This window comes from Anabaena sp. AL93 (assembly GCF_001672085.1).
Lineage (GTDB): Bacteria > Cyanobacteriota > Cyanobacteriia > Cyanobacteriales > Nostocaceae > Dolichospermum > Dolichospermum heterosporum.
The window spans coordinates 1-19,602 of sequence record NZ_LJOU01000104.1 but is presented as its reverse complement, the minus strand read 5'-3'; the positions used below and the strand labels follow the sequence as shown (position 1 = coordinate 19,602).

Annotated in this window: 11 protein-coding genes and 1 pseudogene; 9 read left to right on the top strand and 3 right to left on the bottom strand. The window is 40.6% G+C overall.

The window, feature by feature from the left end:
* From AN486_RS22270 to AN486_RS22255, 4 genes are all read left to right on the top strand, one after another.
* On the top strand, positions 1-353 hold a 353-nt coding region (locus AN486_RS22270; protein ID WP_290602623.1), incomplete at its 5' end, for a hypothetical protein.
* A 765-nt stretch (positions 354-1,118) separates the two neighbouring features.
* Complete coding sequence (locus AN486_RS22265; RefSeq protein WP_290602622.1) at positions 1,119-3,704, top strand: hypothetical protein; 2,586 nt, start codon at positions 1,119-1,121, stop codon at positions 3,702-3,704.
* 815 nt (positions 3,705-4,519) lie between these two features.
* Positions 4,520-5,083, top strand: a complete 564-nt coding sequence (locus tag AN486_RS22260) for a DUF11 domain-containing protein (protein WP_053539847.1) — start codon at positions 4,520-4,522, stop codon at positions 5,081-5,083.
* Positions 5,084-5,271: 188 nt separating this feature from the next.
* A complete protein-coding gene (locus AN486_RS22255; RefSeq protein WP_053539848.1) occupies positions 5,272-6,810 on the top strand; it encodes an isopeptide-forming domain-containing fimbrial protein in 1,539 nt (512 codons plus the stop codon).
* Positions 6,811-6,931: 121 nt separating this feature from the next.
* Here the strand turns inward: AN486_RS22255 and AN486_RS22250 are convergent, their stop codons facing one another.
* Positions 6,932-7,597 (bottom strand): hypothetical protein, encoded by a 666-nt coding sequence (locus AN486_RS22250; protein WP_290602621.1) that lies wholly within the window; start codon positions 7,595-7,597, stop codon positions 6,932-6,934.
* Here AN486_RS22250 and AN486_RS22245 point away from each other — a divergent pair.
* The 4 genes from AN486_RS22245 to ychF all read left to right on the top strand — a co-directional run bounded on the left by AN486_RS22245 (position 7,539) and on the right by ychF (position 17,570).
* Positions 7,539-10,820 (top strand): TonB-dependent receptor, encoded by a 3,282-nt coding sequence (locus AN486_RS22245; protein ID WP_290602620.1) that lies wholly within the window; start codon positions 7,539-7,541, stop codon positions 10,818-10,820. The genes AN486_RS22250 and AN486_RS22245 overlap by 59 nt on opposite strands.
* Positions 10,817-12,985, top strand: a complete 2,169-nt coding sequence (locus tag AN486_RS22240; RefSeq protein ID WP_290602618.1) for an OmpA family protein — start codon at positions 10,817-10,819, stop codon at positions 12,983-12,985. The genes AN486_RS22245 and AN486_RS22240 overlap by 4 nt, the downstream gene beginning before the upstream one ends.
* A gap of 52 nt (positions 12,986-13,037) precedes the next feature.
* A complete protein-coding gene (locus tag AN486_RS22235) occupies positions 13,038-15,842 on the top strand; it encodes an isopeptide-forming domain-containing fimbrial protein (RefSeq protein WP_290602617.1) in 2,805 nt (934 codons plus the stop codon).
* Between the two features lie 636 nt (positions 15,843-16,478).
* On the top strand, positions 16,479-17,570 hold the full coding sequence (gene ychF / locus AN486_RS22230) for a redox-regulated ATPase YchF (protein WP_053539850.1): 1,092 nt from the start codon (positions 16,479-16,481) through the stop codon (positions 17,568-17,570).
* A gap of 76 nt (positions 17,571-17,646) precedes the next feature.
* Here ychF and AN486_RS22225 read toward each other — a convergent pair whose 3' ends face one another.
* Positions 17,647-18,504: a prephenate/arogenate dehydrogenase gene (locus AN486_RS22225; RefSeq protein ID WP_290602624.1), complete on the bottom strand. Its 858-nt coding sequence runs from the start codon at positions 18,502-18,504 to the stop codon at positions 17,647-17,649.
* Between the two features lie 186 nt (positions 18,505-18,690).
* Here AN486_RS22225 and AN486_RS22220 point away from each other — a divergent pair, with 186 nt between their 5' ends.
* Positions 18,691-19,266 carry a DUF1517 domain-containing protein gene (locus tag AN486_RS22220; RefSeq protein WP_290602616.1) on the top strand — a complete coding sequence of 192 codons (576 nt, stop codon included), beginning with the start codon at positions 18,691-18,693 and terminating at the stop codon, positions 19,264-19,266.
* A gap of 87 nt (positions 19,267-19,353) precedes the next feature.
* Here the strand turns inward: AN486_RS22220 and AN486_RS22215 are convergent.
* Positions 19,354-19,602: pseudogene (locus AN486_RS22215) on the bottom strand (hypothetical protein); the annotation flags it as partial.

Genomic DNA, 19,602 nt, shown 5'->3' with positions numbered 1-19,602 from the left:
CAAGAGGCAAGAGGCAAGAGGCAAGAGGCAAGAGGCAAGAGGCAAGAGGCAAGGCAAAAGGCAAGAGGCAAGAGGCAAGAGGCAAGAGTGAAGAGGGTTTAGGCGATTTTACGTTTCTTTACACAGTTCGGTTTTATTGTGTTCACCTACTTATTTCTTCTCTCTCTGTGTTCTCTGTGCCTCTGTGGTTCTTTTGTTCATTTATTGGGATAATTTTTTATTTTCTCTCTTTTCATAATGATTATCATTATTTTTTTTGGGACAATTTATTTCTTGGAAGTCCCTTCGGTGAATTTTCTAGCAGTACATTTTATAAAGATTTTGTAAATTTATGTAAAAAGCGTAAATCCTAATGCAGTGATTGCATATTTAATTTCTCTCCATTAATTTATTTGTGAGATAAATATATTACATTATTATCTTATTATTAAAAAACTAAGCAAGAATTAGTGGTTGTATTTATTTACACTATATATTTACATATTTTATCAAATACATTGCAAATATACTGATAAATGAGATACTTAAATTAATTTATTTATACCTTTATTTAGGTAATAAGTGATAATACTAACAGTGCTTTTACCCCTAAAAGTTCATTTTCTTTTACCAGAAATAATATTGATACTTAAAACGTTCTATTTGTAAAAAAGTAATATGTTGTCATTTCAAGCATCAGTCACTCTACAAAAAGTAACTAAAGATGATTTATAGTGGGATAACAGGTAAATACAAATCAATTAGACCGTATTCAGGGTAAAAACAAAAAAATCTGTAAGGTTAGTCAACGATAGTCATGTACCGAGCAAGTATTAGAGGATGTTTGAAAAGTTTTTAATGTATCAATAAACCCCTCTCCAAACCTCTCCCCTAAGCGGGGAGAGGCTTTGAAACCCCCCTTCCCAGCCTTCGGCACGCTGCGCTAACGTAGGGAAGGGAGGCTGGGGGGTTAGGTTTTTGGAGATTATGGGTTTCATATAATACTTTTCAAACAACCTCTTAGCCTTGACCTTGCAAACTTCTGCCAATTAGTCTTTATTGAGGATAAAAAACCCCCAATATTACTACGGTCTTATTAAACCTATAGTTTATTCAACTTAGCCCAGAGAGGTATCAACATGCAATCTACTCGAAAGTCTTCAACTCGTAGAAAATCTCAATTATTCCGTTCTTTAATAGCGACAGCCTTTATCGCTAACGGCTTCTTCCCATTCGTTGCTCCTGCGCTTGCTGACGGAACAAAAGCTGGACAAGTCATTAGTAACACAGCAACAGCGACCTACGAAGATCCTAACAAACCTGGAACAACTATTAATGCTACATCTAACACCGTTACCGTAACGGTGGCAGAAGTAGCAGGTATCACGGTAACAAACACTGGTGTACCAACAGATAGCACCCCAGAAAATGCAATTAAAGTTGGTGATACCCTTACCTACACATTCACCATCAAGAACGTTGGTAACGACCCCACCACATTCCGCATACCTAACCTAGCCACAACCACTGGACCTGGTGTTGTTGATGGAAACTTAAAATATAGTACCGACGGTGGCAAGAATTACGGACCGATAACTAGTAGTCAAGTTATCACAGACTCAATCCCAGTTGGTGGAACAATCTTAGTTCAAGTCCCAGTTAAAGTCCAGGCTGGTGCTAATACTGGTGACATTATTACCGTGCAGCTTGGTGATACACCTGGTAACGCTCAAAACGTACTCCGTGTTAACAACGGTGGTGACGTTTACACCGTAGATAACGCTGATCCTAACACTATTGTTAATGAAATAGCTGGTGCACCAATTAACGGCACACGGGAAGCCAGTGCGAAACAGCAGAGTGTAATTGGTTCATTGACAAAGAACCTAGCTTTAGCTACCTTGCTGAAAACTCGCACGGCTTATGATGATAAGGGTTCACTCAATTCTATCATTGGCGATGAAATTACTTACGGCTTGAGTTTACGAGTTGAAAGTAATGACGTAACTGGACTAGGAATCACACCAAACCCACTTGCAGGTTATTCAATGACGGTTACCGGTCTTAAGAACAATGCTCCCGGCAATTACATTTTAGTTTCCGACGTAATTCCTACTGATACGGTATTAGCAGAAGCACCTACCGCCCCAAATACTGACTGGAAAGCCGTTTATTCTACCGTTGTAGTAGATCCTGGAGTTAAGCCAACTGATGCTGCTGTTGCGTGGACTACAAATGCTCCAGCCGATCTTACAACCGTAACAAGAGTCGGTTTCGTTAAAGAGACTGTTGTTGCTGCTGATTATATTCCCTTCGGTACCACTGTTAGTGGCTTCTCTATCAAGCTAGGCGTAGCAACAACCGCAACATCACCCCTTACGATTAGTAACATTGCTCAGGTAGTCGGTCAAACGCCCGGTGGACTACCAGTGTATGACGAATCAGGTGACCAAAATCCCAGTAACTACAATGGTGTTTTAGGTAATATGAAACCAGGAGTGGCAACCACTGATGGTATTCTACCTACAGATGTAGCCGCTGTAACTGATGGTATCAGCGATGGTATTGCTAACCTAACCACCCAAGGAGTTGACGCTAGTAACGACAACACTGGTGTTGGGAATGGTGGTGAAGACAACGTTTTCGTAATTACTGCAATAACAGCTGCTTCTGTACTCAATGGACCTTTAAATGCTCCCAGTGCTATTGGTCCAGACGGAACAACTGCAACTGACTTCACTAACAAGTCTTCCTTTATTCCTGCGGGGACAAGTCCTGGTTCTAAAATTGACCCACAAGCGGTTGCTTTCAGTAATACAGTCCAAAATAATGGTACCACTGCTGGCAATGTCACATTAGAACCAACTGCACTAGCAAATAAGCTGGATTTACCAACTGGGACAACAGTAACTATTACCTATAATGGTCTTTCTGCTGTCTATACCTATGCTCAAGGTACTGGATTATTTACTATAGCAACTGGTGGGACACAAGTTAGCATTCCTAACGTTGCCGTTGGCGCTAGTGTTGGCTATGGTGTGGAAGTAAATCTGCCAGCAGGTACGAAGCTGTCAACAGATACCTTGCCTGATTATACAGGCGATACAGAATGGGGCTATCCAGTACCTATCACAGCTACTCTTGGTGGTGCAAAAAACGTTACGATTGATAGGGTATATACTGGCTTCTTGCAACTGGTCAAATTCTCACGGATTTTACAGGGAACTAGTGATCAAGCAGTAGGAACTGGTCAAGATAACTTTGAAAGCACACCAAAATATGTGAATGCTGGTGTGGACATTGACCCGAATAGTACCGTTACTGACGTACCTAGAACACCACTTCCTGGCAACATTATTGAGTACCAAATCCGCTACAAGAATATTTCTGATCTTCAAGCTGGTGTTGGTAACGTGACTTTGAAAGCTGGAAATATTGTGATTACTGAGGATGGCGCTCTCAGCGAGACTCTTCCTAACACTATTCCTACTGATGGTAAAAACAACTGGGCACTAGATAATGATGACGACACTATCATTGATACCAGTAATGTTACCAATCCACAGGCTTCCGACTCTAACAGTGGCACAATTCAATTCTTCCCCTCTGTTAACCAAAGTGGTACAACAGCAGCGACAGATGTTACCAAGTATGTTAACACTGTGAACCAAATTATAAATCCACAAGGATCAGGACGGTTTACTTTCCAACGGAAGGTGAACTAAGTAGGTGAACACAATAAAACCAATCTGTGTAAAGAAAAGTAAAATCGCCTAAACCCTCTTGCCTCTTGCCTCTTGACTCTTGCAAAGCATGGTCAGAAGGTTAGAGGTTGTTTGAAAAGTATTATATCAAACCCGTAATCTCCAAAAACCTAACCCCCCTTCCCTGCAAGGGAATGGGAGTTTTAAAGCCTCTCCCCTTGCAGGGGAGAGGTTTGGAGAGGGGTCAGTCTATACATTCAAAACTTTTCAAACATCCTCTTAAAAGTATCAGCTATTAGAGGATGTTTTAAAAGTTGTATCCCGTGATTTTTATCACATTTTCACCCTCCTTAATCCCCCCTTGGAAATGGGGGAAACAAGAAAATCCAGTTCCCTCCCCTTCACAAGGGGAGGGTTAGGGTGGGGTGATTTGAGGAATAAGGGTGAAAAGCTATAACACAAGTTAAATTACCCTCCTTAATCCCCCCTTGGAAATAGGGGAAACCGGAAAATCGTGTAAACACAAGTTAAATTACCCTCCTTAATCCCCCCTTGGAAATAGGGGAAACCGGAAAATCCAGTTCCCTCCCCTTCACAAGGGGAGGGTTAGGGTGGGGTGATTCGATTATGAGCGTCGGGTTGCGCGACAGTGCAACCCAACCTATTCCCTTGTTGATGACTGATATTGAGTTAAGTAGGTGAACACAATAAAACCAAACTGTGTAAAGAAACGTAAAATCGCCCAAACCCTCTTCACTCTTGCCTCTTGCCTCTTGCCTTTTGCCTTGCCATAACGACAATTTTCAACGCCAACCTACTTAATAGGAAGTATAAAAATGAGACGGTTTTCTATAGCTAGTTTAAGTGCATTTGCTCTGGTTGTTACCGTACCTTTTATCAATCAGGTTCCAGAAATAGCACCTATATGGGAGTCTACCAGTGCGGTTGCTCAAAGTAATAATCAGAAGCCTCAACTGGAATTACGATTGACAGCCAAAAAACGAGTTATTGCTCAAGATCAACAAGGTAAGCAAGTTAAAACCTGGGAACCTGTACAGAGTAAGGACTCAGTTAAACCAGGGGATCTATTGCAATATACTTCGACGGCAAGTAACAAGGGTGATAAACCCATTAAAAATGTGACTCTTAATCAACTCATTCCTAAAGAAATGGTGTATGTGTTGGATTCAACAAAGGTTTCTGCTAAAGATGCCAAAATTACTTACAGCATTGATAATCAACTCACATTTGTGGAAAACCCCACCATTCAGGTAACTCGCAACGGGAAAAAAGTAACTGAACCTGCACCAGCAAGTGCTTACACTCATATTCGGATTCTAGTTCCATCTGTGGTGGGTAAGGCGACTGTGACAGCGACTTATAAAACTCAAGTTCGCTAATGATCTGGGGGATTTTGACAATCTGCGGTCTAAAGACACTCGGATTCTTTAATACTTGCTTAAAAAGGATAGTCAATTATCCTCTTCAGATTAAAACAACTACCACTACGTCGGGTATCCCATCCTACGCATCCACAAAAATACTGAGATAAAGATGAATTTTAAGTCAAAAGAGATGAATTTTATCCGTGAATATTTATTGGCTAATCAAAAATTATTTAACTGCTCAAGGTGGTTGGCGGAGAAAGCTAACTATTGGTCTTTTGTTAGGAGGTATATTACAGGCTAGTGTACCTGTAGCAGTTGCACAAAGACGAGTAAGTGGAAAAAGAGCTAATTTTTACAATCAAGCTAGTTATAGTTACAGTTATTCAGATCCTGTAACTGGTAACTCTGTAACCCATACTGGCAGTTCTAGTGTTGTCCCGGCGGATAATTCTTTGACTGACCCTCTCGGACGGATTTATGGCTGTGGAGGGGCGCTGTTACCTGACTATACGGGGTTTTCGGTGGGTATTTATGAACCCCTGGGCGGTCCGACTGGTACAGAGTTAGGAGAATTAGTCTCTTTGACAACGACGGAAGTTCCAGATGTGCCTAAGAATGGTGTACCAGCAGGTCTATCACCAAACACCAAAAATGTCAACCCTTATTTTATTGGCAATGAGCCTATACAATACAAGGGTGTGTATAACTTCTTACTTGATCCTACTAAGGGTCAACTTGACATTGGCAAAACCTATATTCTTGTAGTTAATCCACCGACTAATTCCATCTATGCGGAGCAACTGATTAAACTGGAGATATTAAGTAATACAAATAATATTGTTGCGTATCGGGCGACCTCCTTGGATGGTAAACCGATTGGTCTTGATAACAGCACGACGATTACAGATCAACAGGTTTTGGTGACTGATGCGGCAACTCAGTTGTTAGCGTTTAACTTTAAGTCGAGGTTGTGTCAATCAAATCAAATACGGATCACAAAGACTGGAGATCGGGCTACAGCAGAACCAGGAGATACGGCAATTTATCGTGTATCAGTAAAAAATACATCCAAGGAAATACCACTAGATAATTTAGTAGTTAAGGATACTTTACCTGTGGGGTTCAGGTTTTTGCCTAATTCAGTCCGCGCCGAGCTAGATGGTAAAAAGCTGGATATTATCACTAGTTACAATGGCAATACTGTCAGTTTTAGTATAAATACGACTGTTGCTGTTGATAAAAGTATCAATATAGCCTATGCTGTGCAACTGACCAATGATGCTCAACGGGGGACAGGAAAAAATAGTGCGATCGCTAGTTCAACTCGCAGTGATAATAATTTAACGGTGAAAGATGGACCAGCTATACACTATTTGAAAGTTCGTGGTGGAATTACCAGTGATTGTGGGACAATCATCGGGCGGGTATTTGTTGATAAAAACTTTGATGGAGAACAACAACCAGGAGAATCGGGAATCCCCAATGCGGTGATTTATCTGGAAAATGGCAATCGTCTGATCACAGATCCTAATGGTTTGTTTTCTTTGGTGAATGTCTTACCAGGAGCGCATACAGGGGTATTAGACTTGAGCAGTTTACCGGGATATACTTTAGCTCCTAATCGAAAATTCAGGGAACGTAATAGCCAATCTCGCTTGGTGCGAATAGCGCCTGGTAGCATGGTAAGAATGAATTTTGCGGTTACTCCTACATTCCAGGAGGAGGGGAAAACAAGATGAAACCTAAGCTAGATTACCATCCTAGTTTCATCAACATATTAATTAGGACTGTGGCGGTAGCCTTTAGCGTTGCGGCATCTCATGATTTAGTCAAGGCCGAGGTTTCTCCTGTTCCTTTAACTCAATTACCTATAAATACAGCAGCAGAAAAAGCGGAAAATATTCCTGTTGCTGGTTCTCTAAATTTTACAAATCCAACGGACAAAAAGGCTATAGATGCTCCTGTTCCAGCGTCTTTAAATCCAACTACCACAACTACAGAAAATGCTCCTGTTCCAGCGTCTTTAAATCCAACTACCGCAACTACAGAAAATGCTCCTGTTCCAGCGTCTTTAAATCCAACTACCGCAACTACAGAAAATGCTCCTGTTCCAGCGTCTTTAAATCCAACTACTACCGCAACTACAGAAAATGCTCCTGTTCCAGCGTCTTTAAATCCAAATACCACAACTACAGAAAATGCTCCTGTCCCAGCGTCTTTAAATCCAACTACTACCGCAACTACAGAAAATGCTCCTGTTCCAGCGTCTTTAAATCCAAATACCACAACTACAGAAAATGCTCCTGTCCCAGCGTCTTTAAATCCAACTACTACCACAACTACAGAAAATACTCCTGTCCCAGCGTCTTTAAATCCAACTACTACCGCAACTACAGAAAATGCTCCTGTCCCAGCGTCTTTAAATCCAAATACCACAACTACAGAAGTTTCCCAAACAACCAAAGTTGTGAAAATTCTCACTCCTAGTGCTGATGAGGTTTTAAGTAGTCCTGCTACTTCCGTCATTGTCCAGTTTAGTATTGGTAGTCAGATAGAATTACGAGTTAATGGGGAGTTAGTTGATTCCTCCTTAATTGGACGGACAGAAACAAGTCCTAGTACCAATTTAGTAACGCAAACATGGTATGGTGTGGGTTTCAAAGAAGGTAAAAATACCATTTCTGCTCAGTTAGTGGGAAGAGTAGAGCCACCAGAAATAGTCCAGGTTTCTATTAAAGGTTCAGCAACGGAATTAAAATTAGAAAGTCAAGCTAGTCGGATTCCAGCTGACGGACGTTCTACTGCGGTAATTCAGGGACAACTGTTAGATAAAGGTGGTAATCGTTCCGAGCAGGATGCTGTTATTACATTAACACCCACAGCCGGAAAGTTTCTTGGTGCAGACTTCAAACCAGACCAACCAGGATTTCAGATAGAAGCGAAAGAAGGGATATTTGTAGCTACCTTACTTTCGGATACTAAGGCACAAACAGTGCGAATTAGTGCTACAACCACTGGGCTAGAAGGCTTTACCCAGCTACAGTTTGAAACTGCACTACGTCCGAGTTTGCTAACTGGGGTAGTAGATCTACGACTGGGGGCAAAAGGTACAGATTATTACAGCCGATATCGTGATTTTCTGCCAACTGATAAGAATAATGGCACAGAAGTCGGATTTAATTCGGCCATATTTGCCACTGGTGCTATTGGAGATTGGTTGTTTACTGGTGCATACAATAGTTCTCGCAGTTTGAATGAAGATTGCGACTGTAATACTAATTTATTTGCGTCTGGCTCTTCTAGTAATCAAAATTATCCTGCTTATGGTGATAGTTCTAGGTCTGAGATTGTTACTCCTTCTATTAGTAGTGTATTTGCCCGCTTAGAGAGATCCTCAAAAGTTCCTGGGGCTAACCCGGATTATTTGATGTGGGGTGACTATAATACGGAGGAGTTAGCACGACCATCACAGCAGTTTACATCTACCAGTCGTCAATTAAACGGGTTTAAAACTAATTATAATTTAGGAAACCTGGCTGTTACAGGTTTTTATAGTCAATATGTGAAAGGCTTCCAACGGGATACTATTGCTCCTGACGGAACTAGTGGTTATTATTTTCTCTCCCGACGCATATTGGTGGGAGGTAGTGAAAACGTATATTTAGAATTAGAAGAACTCAATCGTCCGGGGACAGTGGTTAAACGGCAAAAACTTGAGCGGGGAACAGACTACGATTTTGATTATGATCGTGGGACTGTGTTGTTTAAACAGCCGATTCTGAGAACTTCTGTGGATGAGTATGGACAGATATTAGTCCGCAAAATTATAGTTAGCTATGAATATGATGCGAAAAATTCCGATGGTGATATTTATGCAGGTCGTCTGCAATATAACTTAAGTGGAGATTCTCAACAACAAAGTTGGTTAGGAACAACTTTCCTACAAGAAAATCAGGGACTCCGGGATTTTCAAGTCTATGGTGCAGATACCCAAATTTCTTTACCTAATGCGGGTAAAATCACTGCTGAATATGCCCATTCCCGCAATACTTCGGAAGTATTGGGTAAGGTACGTGGCCAAGCTTATCGCTTAGAAGTGGCAGGGCAACTTTTCTCCAGTTTGAAAGGACGCAGTTATTACTCTTCTGTAGATACAGGATTTGCTAATAATGCTACAACTAGTTTTGTTCCTGGGCAAACTCGTTATGGCGTGCAAATGACAGGTAGAATAACGACAAGTACAAATTTGCGGTGGCAATATGACCATGAAGATAACTTTGGTATTGCTCCTGTAGCCCGGAATACCTTTGAAGAGCTATTTAGTCCTCAAACCCAAGCCACGCCCGGAACTCCCGTTGATAACTCTCTGACGACCATTAATGCGGGTGTGCAACAACGGTTTGGTCAGACTAATTTGGATGTAGATTGGATTTATCGCCAGCGTGAAGATAGGATGTCTGTTGGTGCGCCTAGTAGCAGTTCTCAACAATTGCGATCGCGTTTAACTGTCCCCATTGCTAAAAGTCTTACATTCCAAGCCCAAAATGAACTGAGTCTCTCAAAGCAACAGGACAGCGTTTACCCCGCTCGTACCACCTTTGGCCTCAATTGGGCAGCCATTCCCGGTGTCAACGTTAGTTTAACTCATCAACTGTTTAATAGTGGTCAATCTAACGGTAATTCTGTCACCGGTTTAAATGTCAATGGTGAACAAAAACTCGGTCAAGATACCTCCTTAACCGGACGATATTCCATTATTGGTAGTGCTAATGAAAGGACTACACAGGGTGCAGTTGGTCTAAAAAATCGCTTAACTATTGCACCGGGCTTAAAATTAAGTGTGGCTTACGAACACGTATTTGGCAGCTTCTTTAGCAAGAATACCACTGGTCAACAATTTTCTCAACCCTTTGCCTTTGGTCAAGCAGGTTCGGCGATTAGTTTTAATAGTGGTGATAGCTACAGCGTGGGTTTAGAATATACAGATAATCCTAATTTTCAAGCCAGCACTAAATATGAATATCGCAATTCTGCTGGCGGCACAAATACAGTAATTTCCGGTAGTATCACTGGTAAAATTTCCCCCTCACTCACAGCCTTGGCCCGTTACCAACAAGCTAGTTCTGCTAATCAAACCTTGAGTTTAGGAGATACCATTAATGTCAAAATGGGTTTAGCTTATCGTGATATTAATAGTGATAAATTTAATGCCCTATTTCGCTATGAATACCGTCAAAATCCCGCCACTATTCCTGACACAATCCTAATAGGAAGTGGCACAGGTTCGGAAGATCATACTTTCGCTATAGAGGGTATTTATGCTCCTAATTGGCAATGGGAATTTTATAGCAAATATGCTTTACGCAATAGTACGTCCTATTTAGCTAGTGATTTAGTAGGGACCAGTTCAGTAAATTTATCTCAACTCCGGGCTACCTATCGTTTAGGGTATAGTATGGATCTGGTGGGGGAAACTAGGTTAATTACTCAAGGCAATTATACAGAGACGGGTTTTGTTTTAGAAACTGGCTATTATCTTAATCCTAATTTACGTCTGGCTGCTGGTTATGCCTTTGGTAAAGTTGACGACCGAGACTTTTCAGGAACTCGTTCCGCTGGTGGTGCATATTTAGGTTTAACCCTGAAACTTAATGAACTATTTGAAGGTTTCGGACAACAAAAGGTTGCGCCAAAACCACAACAGGAATCTGCGATTAAAGCAAATAAAGCAGGGAATACAGGAATATGAAACTATTAAAATTAAAATTTATCTGGTCAGTGGTCAGTGGTCATTTAACAACTGACAAAGAACAACTGACAAAAAACCACAACAAATTAAGACGGCAAAAATTATCTAAATTGTTGAATTTTTCGACATTGTTATTAATCTTGCTACCACTGACAGCTTTAGCCCAAACTTCAGATAAGGGACTGAAAATAGTAGTCAATGGTAATCAAGATGGTGCTATTATAGCCGATGATGTTTTAACCTTGCGAGAAGCCATTTCTCTCGTCAATGGTAGTTTAAAAATAGAGCAGTTAAGTAATATTGAAAAGGCTCAAATTACCCCTAGTCAATATTCACAAATTAGCTTTAATTTACCACCAGCACAAACTACAATTTATTTGCAAGAAGTCTTACCACCGCTGGCTACTCCTGGTTTAATTATTGATGGTACAACCCAGCCAGGATACAATAGAGAAAAATCACCGACGACGGAAATTAAGATTCCTCAACCAGTAGTAAGTATTACCGCTGCTAGTGACGCAGAAGTATTTCGAGGCTTGACTATTACTGCGGATAATGTGACAATTCGCGGCTTGAGTATTTATGGTTTTAACTCCTATCACCGCGATACCGAAAGCACTCCTCCCGCAGATATTTTTATTGCCCATTCTTTCATTTTACCTCTTACATTTAAATTAAAATCTTATGTAGGCAATATTGCCGAAACTGAAAATAATCCCCCACCTCAAAATGTGGTAATTGAAGATAACTGGTTGGGAATTACTCCAGAAGCAAAAATGCCAGTTATGACTTCTGCTTTTGGGGTATATGTATTTAATAGTGTGGATACAATGATTCGTCGTAATCGGATTTCCTATCATGATGGTAGTGCAGTTATTACAGGGATTCGCGCCCAAGGACTGAAAACTATTGAAAATATTATTATCGCTAATGGGATAGCCGGAATGCCCGACGCAGTTCGTTTAGATGGCATTATTGATAAATCGGAAATTAGTGGAAATCTGATTTGTGGTAATGATGGTAGTGGGATATTTTTATTTAAATCTGAAGGTTCTATTCGCATTTTCCAGAATCAAATTAAAGCCAATGCTCGCAGATTTAGAAGAGCCGCTATTTATCTCATGGGCAATGATCATCAAATATATGATAATCAAATTAGTCATCAAGCCGGCGCAGGAATTGTCATTGCTTCCTATCCTCAAAGTGATAGAAATATTATTCTCAATAATCAGTTTTGGAATTTGGAAGGGTTGAGTATTGACCTCAATGCCTTTCATAATGTTGACGTGCAAAACTGGGAAAATGGAGATGGTCCAAACCCACCCCGCAATTCATCTAACCGTCGTTTAGATACGGCTAATGCTGCTATTAATAGTCCGCAATTTTTGAGTAAGGAATTTTTCTCAGGTTTGAGTTCTACCGTGGGAATTGATGGTATGGCTGAACCAAATTCTCAAGTTGATGTTTATTTAGTCGGTGGAAAAGATGGTTATGGCGGTTTAAATAAATTTTTGGCTAGTAGCAAAGCTGATACTCAAGGTAAGTTTACCATGAATTTGGCTAATTTACAACCAGGAGATCGCATTAGTGCGATCGCAACTTTACCCCAATATGGAACATCTGAGCCTACCTATCCGGCCTCAATTCGTGCTATTAATTCACAATCACCCCCAGTTCCCGACCCCTTAAATCAGTTAGCAACTTCTAGCCTCCAATGTCTCACACCAGTAACCGAAAAACCACCAGAAAAACCACCAGAAAAACCACCCACACCTACTAAACTTAAAGTTCCTAAAAACGTCCATTTTGCCCTAGACAAATATAATATTAGTCCTGCCAGTGCGAGAGTTTTAAATAAAATTGCCCAGGTATTACGTGATAATCCGTCAATTGTTGTAGAAATTTATGGATATACAGATTATCGTGCTAATGATAAATATAATATGCGATTGGGAGCAAACCGAGCTAAATCTGCGAGAAACTATCTAATTCGTCAAGGAATAGCCCCAGAAAGAATGACAATTCGTTCTTTTGGTAAACGTCAACTATTAACACCCGGAAACGGAAAATTAGATCATGCTCGTAACCGTCGTGCAGAATTTATTTTCCAAGATATTCGCGGTATGGAAGTAATTGTCCAAGAAGAAGATTTGCAATTGGAATAAAAGTGGTTATTGGTCAGTGGTCATGAACAACGGACAACGAACAACAAAACTTATGTTAAATAAAATAAAACGCCCTCCCAGAAACTATTCAAAGAAATTAATTACTAGCCTGGCTTTTATTATCTGTATATGGGGACAAAGCCTACAACCTGTAAGCGCTGAAGGTAGTAAAGACTTAGTTAAGAATTTCGGATACAGACCTTACACCGAATGGTTATCCGGTGTCAGCCTTGCTGGTATTCCCCGAACAACACTCCTAAAAGTTTACGTGCAACAAGGGGAAGTCATCAACCTTGGCTCTAGTGTGCCTACAAGTTATGGTGGTGGTACACAAGATATTGTCTATAGAAGTCCCAATGGAACTCAAAATGGTGCTTGCAATGTTCTATCTACTGGTTTTGGCTTTATTGATACTTACGCTAAAGAGACCGCTGGTCCTCTCCCTGCTGCTGGTGGTTACACTCCTTGTCAAATAGTAGCCACACAAACTGGTGTTTATGAAGTTGAGTTTCATGGTCCGTCGTCAAATTCAACGGCTAATCCTCCTATTCTTACGTATAATGCCGCATTTCCCACAGATGCAACTCAATATGGTACAGTAGCAGCTTGGGATATTACTGTCACCAGCAATGGTGTTGTTCAACCGGGGCGGGTATTTACCAACTATCTCTCCCTGAATATGGGAGGTAATTCCGGCGGTTCCAATCCTAATGATCTCGGAATCTATTCCAAACTTTTTGTGCAAACTAAAGATGGGTATCGCTATCGAGTTGAGCTAGAAGCGATGGACCCTGGGAATTTTATCTTTTTTGGCAACAGTCGAGGATTTATTGACAAAGGCAATAGTAATAATATCACTAATTACCATTCTATTACAGCCACCACTGAAGCGCTGAACTTTACTATTCCTAGTGGTGTGGTAGTTCAACCACCAACAGTTGCAGATACAACTACAGATATTACCCACAGAGTTTTTTTTAATACCCCTGCTTCTGTGGCATTAACGGGTTTAGTGATTCCACTCACAGCAACTCCCCCTCAAGCTCCAACTAACTTTAAATTCACAGGTACTGGAAACACTAACACTACTACGGTTGGGCTGGGAGGAAATTTTAGTTTTACTACCAATCAAATTGGTAAGTATCAAATCATTATTGATACTGACAAAAATGGTGTTTATGGCGATAACAATGATCGCGTTTTGACGGGATCTCTATTAATCAATAACAGTACCTATTCGGTGATCTGGGACGTAAAAGATGCAGCTGGTGTTACACTACCGGTGGGAAACTATAATGCCAAGGTTTACAATACTGCTGGAGAATATCACTTTCCCCTGTTAGACGTTGAGAGCAATGCACGTGGGATTAGAATCTTCATGGAAAACCCTCCAGGAGCTTTTACCGGGAAGGATGCTGATGGGGTGATGATAGACGACAGTACCATATACTACGACGATAGTAACTATACAACTAAACTTGGTACAACTGTTAATTTAGATTCCACGGGAACGCAAGTTGCTGCTTCTCCCCGTGATGCTACTAAAGGGGTTAATACTCGTACAGATGGACGGCATGAATGGGGACGCTTGTACGGTGATAAGAAGGGTATAGATACTTGGACATATTTCATGGGTCCAAGCCAAAATACTGCTCCAATCGTAATTGTTGGTCTCAACGTTGTCGGAACTAAACAAGTAGCATTTCAAGCAGATAATGATAGTAGTAACTCGGTGACAATAGATGATATTGTTGAATACACTGTTACTTATTCCAACTTAGCTCCTGGTAACCTGGTTGCTAATAGCTTTGTGATTAAAGACACCCTGCCAGCCCAATTAACTTATGAAGCTAACTCGGCGACTCTTGTTTCCAAGACTACAGGAAACGACTTGGTAATTAATTCTAGTTACAATGGCACTAGCAATGTTAATCTGACTAATACTGGTACTTTGCGTATAGGTGATACAGTCACTATTAAATTTAGAGCTAGAGTTAATACTGCTGGAGTTACGATTAGTAACCAAGCGATAGCTAATTTTAATACAGTTAGTAATCCAGCAGTTACTGTTACTACCTTAACAGATGCAGTACCAACTACTACTGGCGTTACTAAAGCAACAGTACCTGGAGATATTTTTCAACAGACTGCTAACGACGGTATAGAAACGGGTAACGCTTCTGACAATAAAGGTGATGATGACCCTACCTTATTTTTTGTGCCACTACCGGCAAAGTTACTGTTGGTTAAACGAATTACGGCTCTTAACGGTATTACCACTGACTTTACTGGATTTGATAACTCAGCGCCAACGCCGGAAGACACTGATACTAATTGGCCTGACAGTGATATTTATCTACGGGGGAAAATTAATGGTAGTAAAGTTCAACCGGGGGATATTTTAGAATATACCATTTACTTCCTGTCTAGAGGTGATGCGCCGGCAGTGAATACGAAGATCTGCGATTTGGTGCCAGATGGTCTTGAGTTTGTACCTACAGGTTTCAATAGTGATACTACTATTCTTTCAGATTCTGGTATAACAACGACGACAGCAGATTTCGGTATTGTTTTGGGTTGGAATTCTACTGGTACTGGTGATTTACCTTCACCGGCCACACCTTTGACCGAACCTTATTTATTGAGGTTAACAGGTGCAGGAACAGATACAGATGCAGGTGAATTTTTCGCGGCTGGTGTCACCCCCAGTACAACCTGTGCTGCAACTAATACAAATGGTGCAATTGTCGTGAAAATTGGTGGTTCAACAGCACCAGAGGGAATACCCCAGTCCACGGGGGTGGGAACACCAGTAGGTTCTTATGGTTTCTTTCGTTTTAGGGCTAAGGTAAAATAAACTGCTTAATCTTTAATTTTCTGATCTCTATCATCTAGACAAAGCATTTGTTACCAAAACCTTATATACTAAGTAGGTTAGCATTGAAAATCGTCGTTATGGCAAGGCAACAGGCAAGAGGCAAGAGGCAAGAGTGAAGAGGGTTTGGGCGATTTTACTTTTCTTTACACAGATTGGTTTTATTGTGTTCACCTACTTATATTAAACTTTGATAAGCTTGAAAGCTGTATTAAATATGACGTTATAACTATGTATTTCTAAATAAATACTAGGACATCTATGGTTTTTAAGGTTTAATAAAGACTAATTAATTCTCCGTTAATAAATATTTATATACAACTCACATTCAGTATTGCCTTGCCCTAATATAGAATTGCGTGTCATTGTCTGAAAATTTTGGTATCATTGGGTTATGGATAATTCCCAAAATACCTGCGGATGAAAGTCTTTTTGAGACTTCCAAGAAATAAATTATCCTAAGAAACGAACCACAGAGGCACAGAGTACACAGAGAGAGAATTTCTGCATCAGTTTTGGGACATTTTTTTATTTGGAAGTCTCTTTGTGAATTAAATCCAACCATCCTCTACCTGTTTGAATTATCCTGATACTTGAAACCAAAATCTAAAATTTGCAATGCTAAGAGCCGGAATTGTCGGACTTCCCAACGTCGGAAAATCAACCCTATTTAACGCTGTAGTCGCTAACGCTAAAGCCGAAGCCGCTAACTTCCCATTTTGCACCATTGAACCGAATGTTGGTATGGTCTCAGTCCCCGATGACCGGTTAGACGTTCTCGCCAAAATTGCCACCTCAGTGCAAACTATACCTGCCCGTGTTGAATTTGTTGACATTGCCGGTTTAGTTAAAGGTGCAAGTCAAGGAGAAGGACTGGGTAATCAATTTTTATCCCACATTCGGGAAGTTGATGCGATCGTTCATGTTGTGCGTTGTTTTGAAAACGATGATATCATTCACGTAGCCGGTTCTGTTGACCCAGCACGAGATATTGAAATCATTAATTTAGAACTTGGTTTATCGGACTTATTCCAAATTGAAAAACGTATTGAAAGAACTCGTAAACTTGCTCGTACCAGCAAGGATGCACAATCGGAAATAGAAATTCTGGAAAAATTAGCTGTCGCTTTAAATGAGGGTAAATCTGTTCGTCAAGTTGGTTTAAATACCGAAGAATCGGAAATTATTAAGGGCTTAGGATTACTTACCAATAAACCCATTATTTACGCTGCTAATGTTTCTGAAGAAGACTTAGCTATAGGTAATGATTTTGTCGAAAAAGTGCGAGCAGTTGCGGCGGTTGAAAATGCCCAAGTTGTCATTGTTTCTGCTCAAGTAGAAGCGGAATTAGTCGAATTACCAGAAGCAGATAAAGCTGATTTTCTGGAATCTTTAGGTGTGAAAGAAGGTGGGTTAAAATCCTTAATTCGGGCAACTTACACTCTTTTAGGTTTGCGGACTTATTTCACCTGTGGACCGAAAGAAACCCGCGCTTGGACAATCAATGCTGGGATGTCTGCACCTCAAGCCGCAGGAGTCATTCACTCTGATTTTGAACGGGGATTTATTCGGGCAGAAACTGTAGCTTATCATGATTTAGTAACTCATGGTTCAATGAGTGCAGCCAAAGAAAAAGGCTTAGTCAGAAGTGAAGGAAAAGAGTATATTGTCCAAGAAGGTGATGTACTATTATTCCGGTTTAATGTATAAATCGCAATAAAACCGTAGGGCGCAGGGACTGCGCCCTCATTTATATTTCAAATCAAGCACTTTTTCAAGTTCTCGATCATTCGTCCTGATTCCTGACTCCAACAAAATCAGGACGCGCTTGCTGATTGAATTTAAACTTTTCCTCTAACAATTCCCATTTTTCCTGCTCAATTATATGAATAAATTCGTCTAAATTTTCGCGGTATTGATGAAGGGAATGTAATAATGCTTGGCGGTTATATTGCGCCATCATTACCCCTAATTCGGGATTTCCTCCCCCAACCCTACTTGTATCTCGAAACCCCGAACTAGCAAAATTTTGGGCTAATGTAGCAATTTCTGGATCTTTCTCACTTAAACAAGCTGCAATCAAGGAGGCACTCACCATTACAGGTAAATGAGAAATCCAACTCACAGCCCGGTCATGTTGTTCTGGTTGACAATGGTAGATAATAGAACCGAGCGATCGCACAATTTCTTCTACAATTATCACAGCATCACCAGGTGTTGTCTCCACTGGCGTTAATACATAAGGCCGATTGACAAACAAATTTCGCTGTGCTGCTTCTATCCCGACATCAGTTTTTCCCGCCATGGGATGACCACCAACAAAATTTTCCCATAAAGGAGAAATCGTTTCCACTATGGGTGTTTTAACTGAACCAACATCAGTGATAATAGTAGTCTTTGGTAAATGAGTTATTAATTCTTTCACTTGGGGGACTATCTGTCCTATAGGGGTACAAATAAATACAACGTCTGCTGATGCCAACAAGCTCAAGTCCACCGACGCTTGATCAACACTACCAAGTTTAATTGCTTTCTCACAGGTTGATTCACGACGGCTGACACCTAAAATATAATGTCCTTGCGATCGTAAATCGAAACCTAAACAACCACCAATGAGTCCCAGTCCTACAATACCAATTTTCATCGTCATTTTGAAAATTTAATTTTTACTTATTCTCTCGATACTTTACCAACTCCAACTCTCAAAGTTGGCAATACCAGGGTAGACATCATACCTGATTTTTCCGTGATTGCAGATTTTATCAAAGAATTTTACTGCATTGGTTAATATACAGTTGTCAACATTTACCGAAATTACAGGAGAAAACAAATGTTTAATCGCATGATGGGCAGAACTCGCTATATTGTCTGTCGGTTGTTTTTGCATTTAAAGGGAGATGAAGTAGCACCAATCTTAGGTGTTCTCAATAGTGCCGCTAGAACAGCCATCAATGCTGACGGTGAGCTAGAAGTTTTAGGAGAAGAACTGGTGGAACTATGCCAAACTTTCCTCCAATATGATGAATATTTGTTCTCTGCGGCCAATGAAGGTGATGTCTTTTGGAATGAAGGGGAAGCAGGAGATTATGTCAATGAACTATTCACAGACTCAGCCCAAAGATATGGAGCTAATCTGGATTTGAATTCCTCAAATCAGCCCTTATCACTTCCCGTCACCCGAAACATCATTGTCATGATTACAGTCGCGGCTGAGGGGGAAATTCCAGAGTTAGAAACCGATTTGGCTAACATCTCCGCCTTGAAAGCAGCCCTAAAAGCTCTAATTAATCTACACTACAAACATAACCTCCGCGCTATCCAAGTGCATTTTTCCCCAGCCCAATTAGGTGATGAACTTTCCAGCGACCAATTATTGGAATATTATCCAGAATTGATTCCTCTGTAAATGATTTGTTAAGGCATAGGGCAGCGTGAGATGAATGGCTTGACACTCCCCGGTCTAAAGACGCGGGGATTCTTAATCGAATAATTGTCAAGACAACTGCTCGAATAATATCCGCTTTTCAGGTATTACCTTAGATGTACGGTTCTTGCCCTGATCCTGTTTGCCATTACTGGCAGAATCATCTCTGACAAGCGTAACTTTCCCGCAGTCCGCAGGTAGGTTTTTAATGTCTTTGCTGACAAATTTTAAATTAGCTCTTCGTAAAATTGTCCGGGAGGCTTGAGTATCAGCATGGTCAATATGACCGCAGTTTTCACAAATGAACTTTTCGCCATC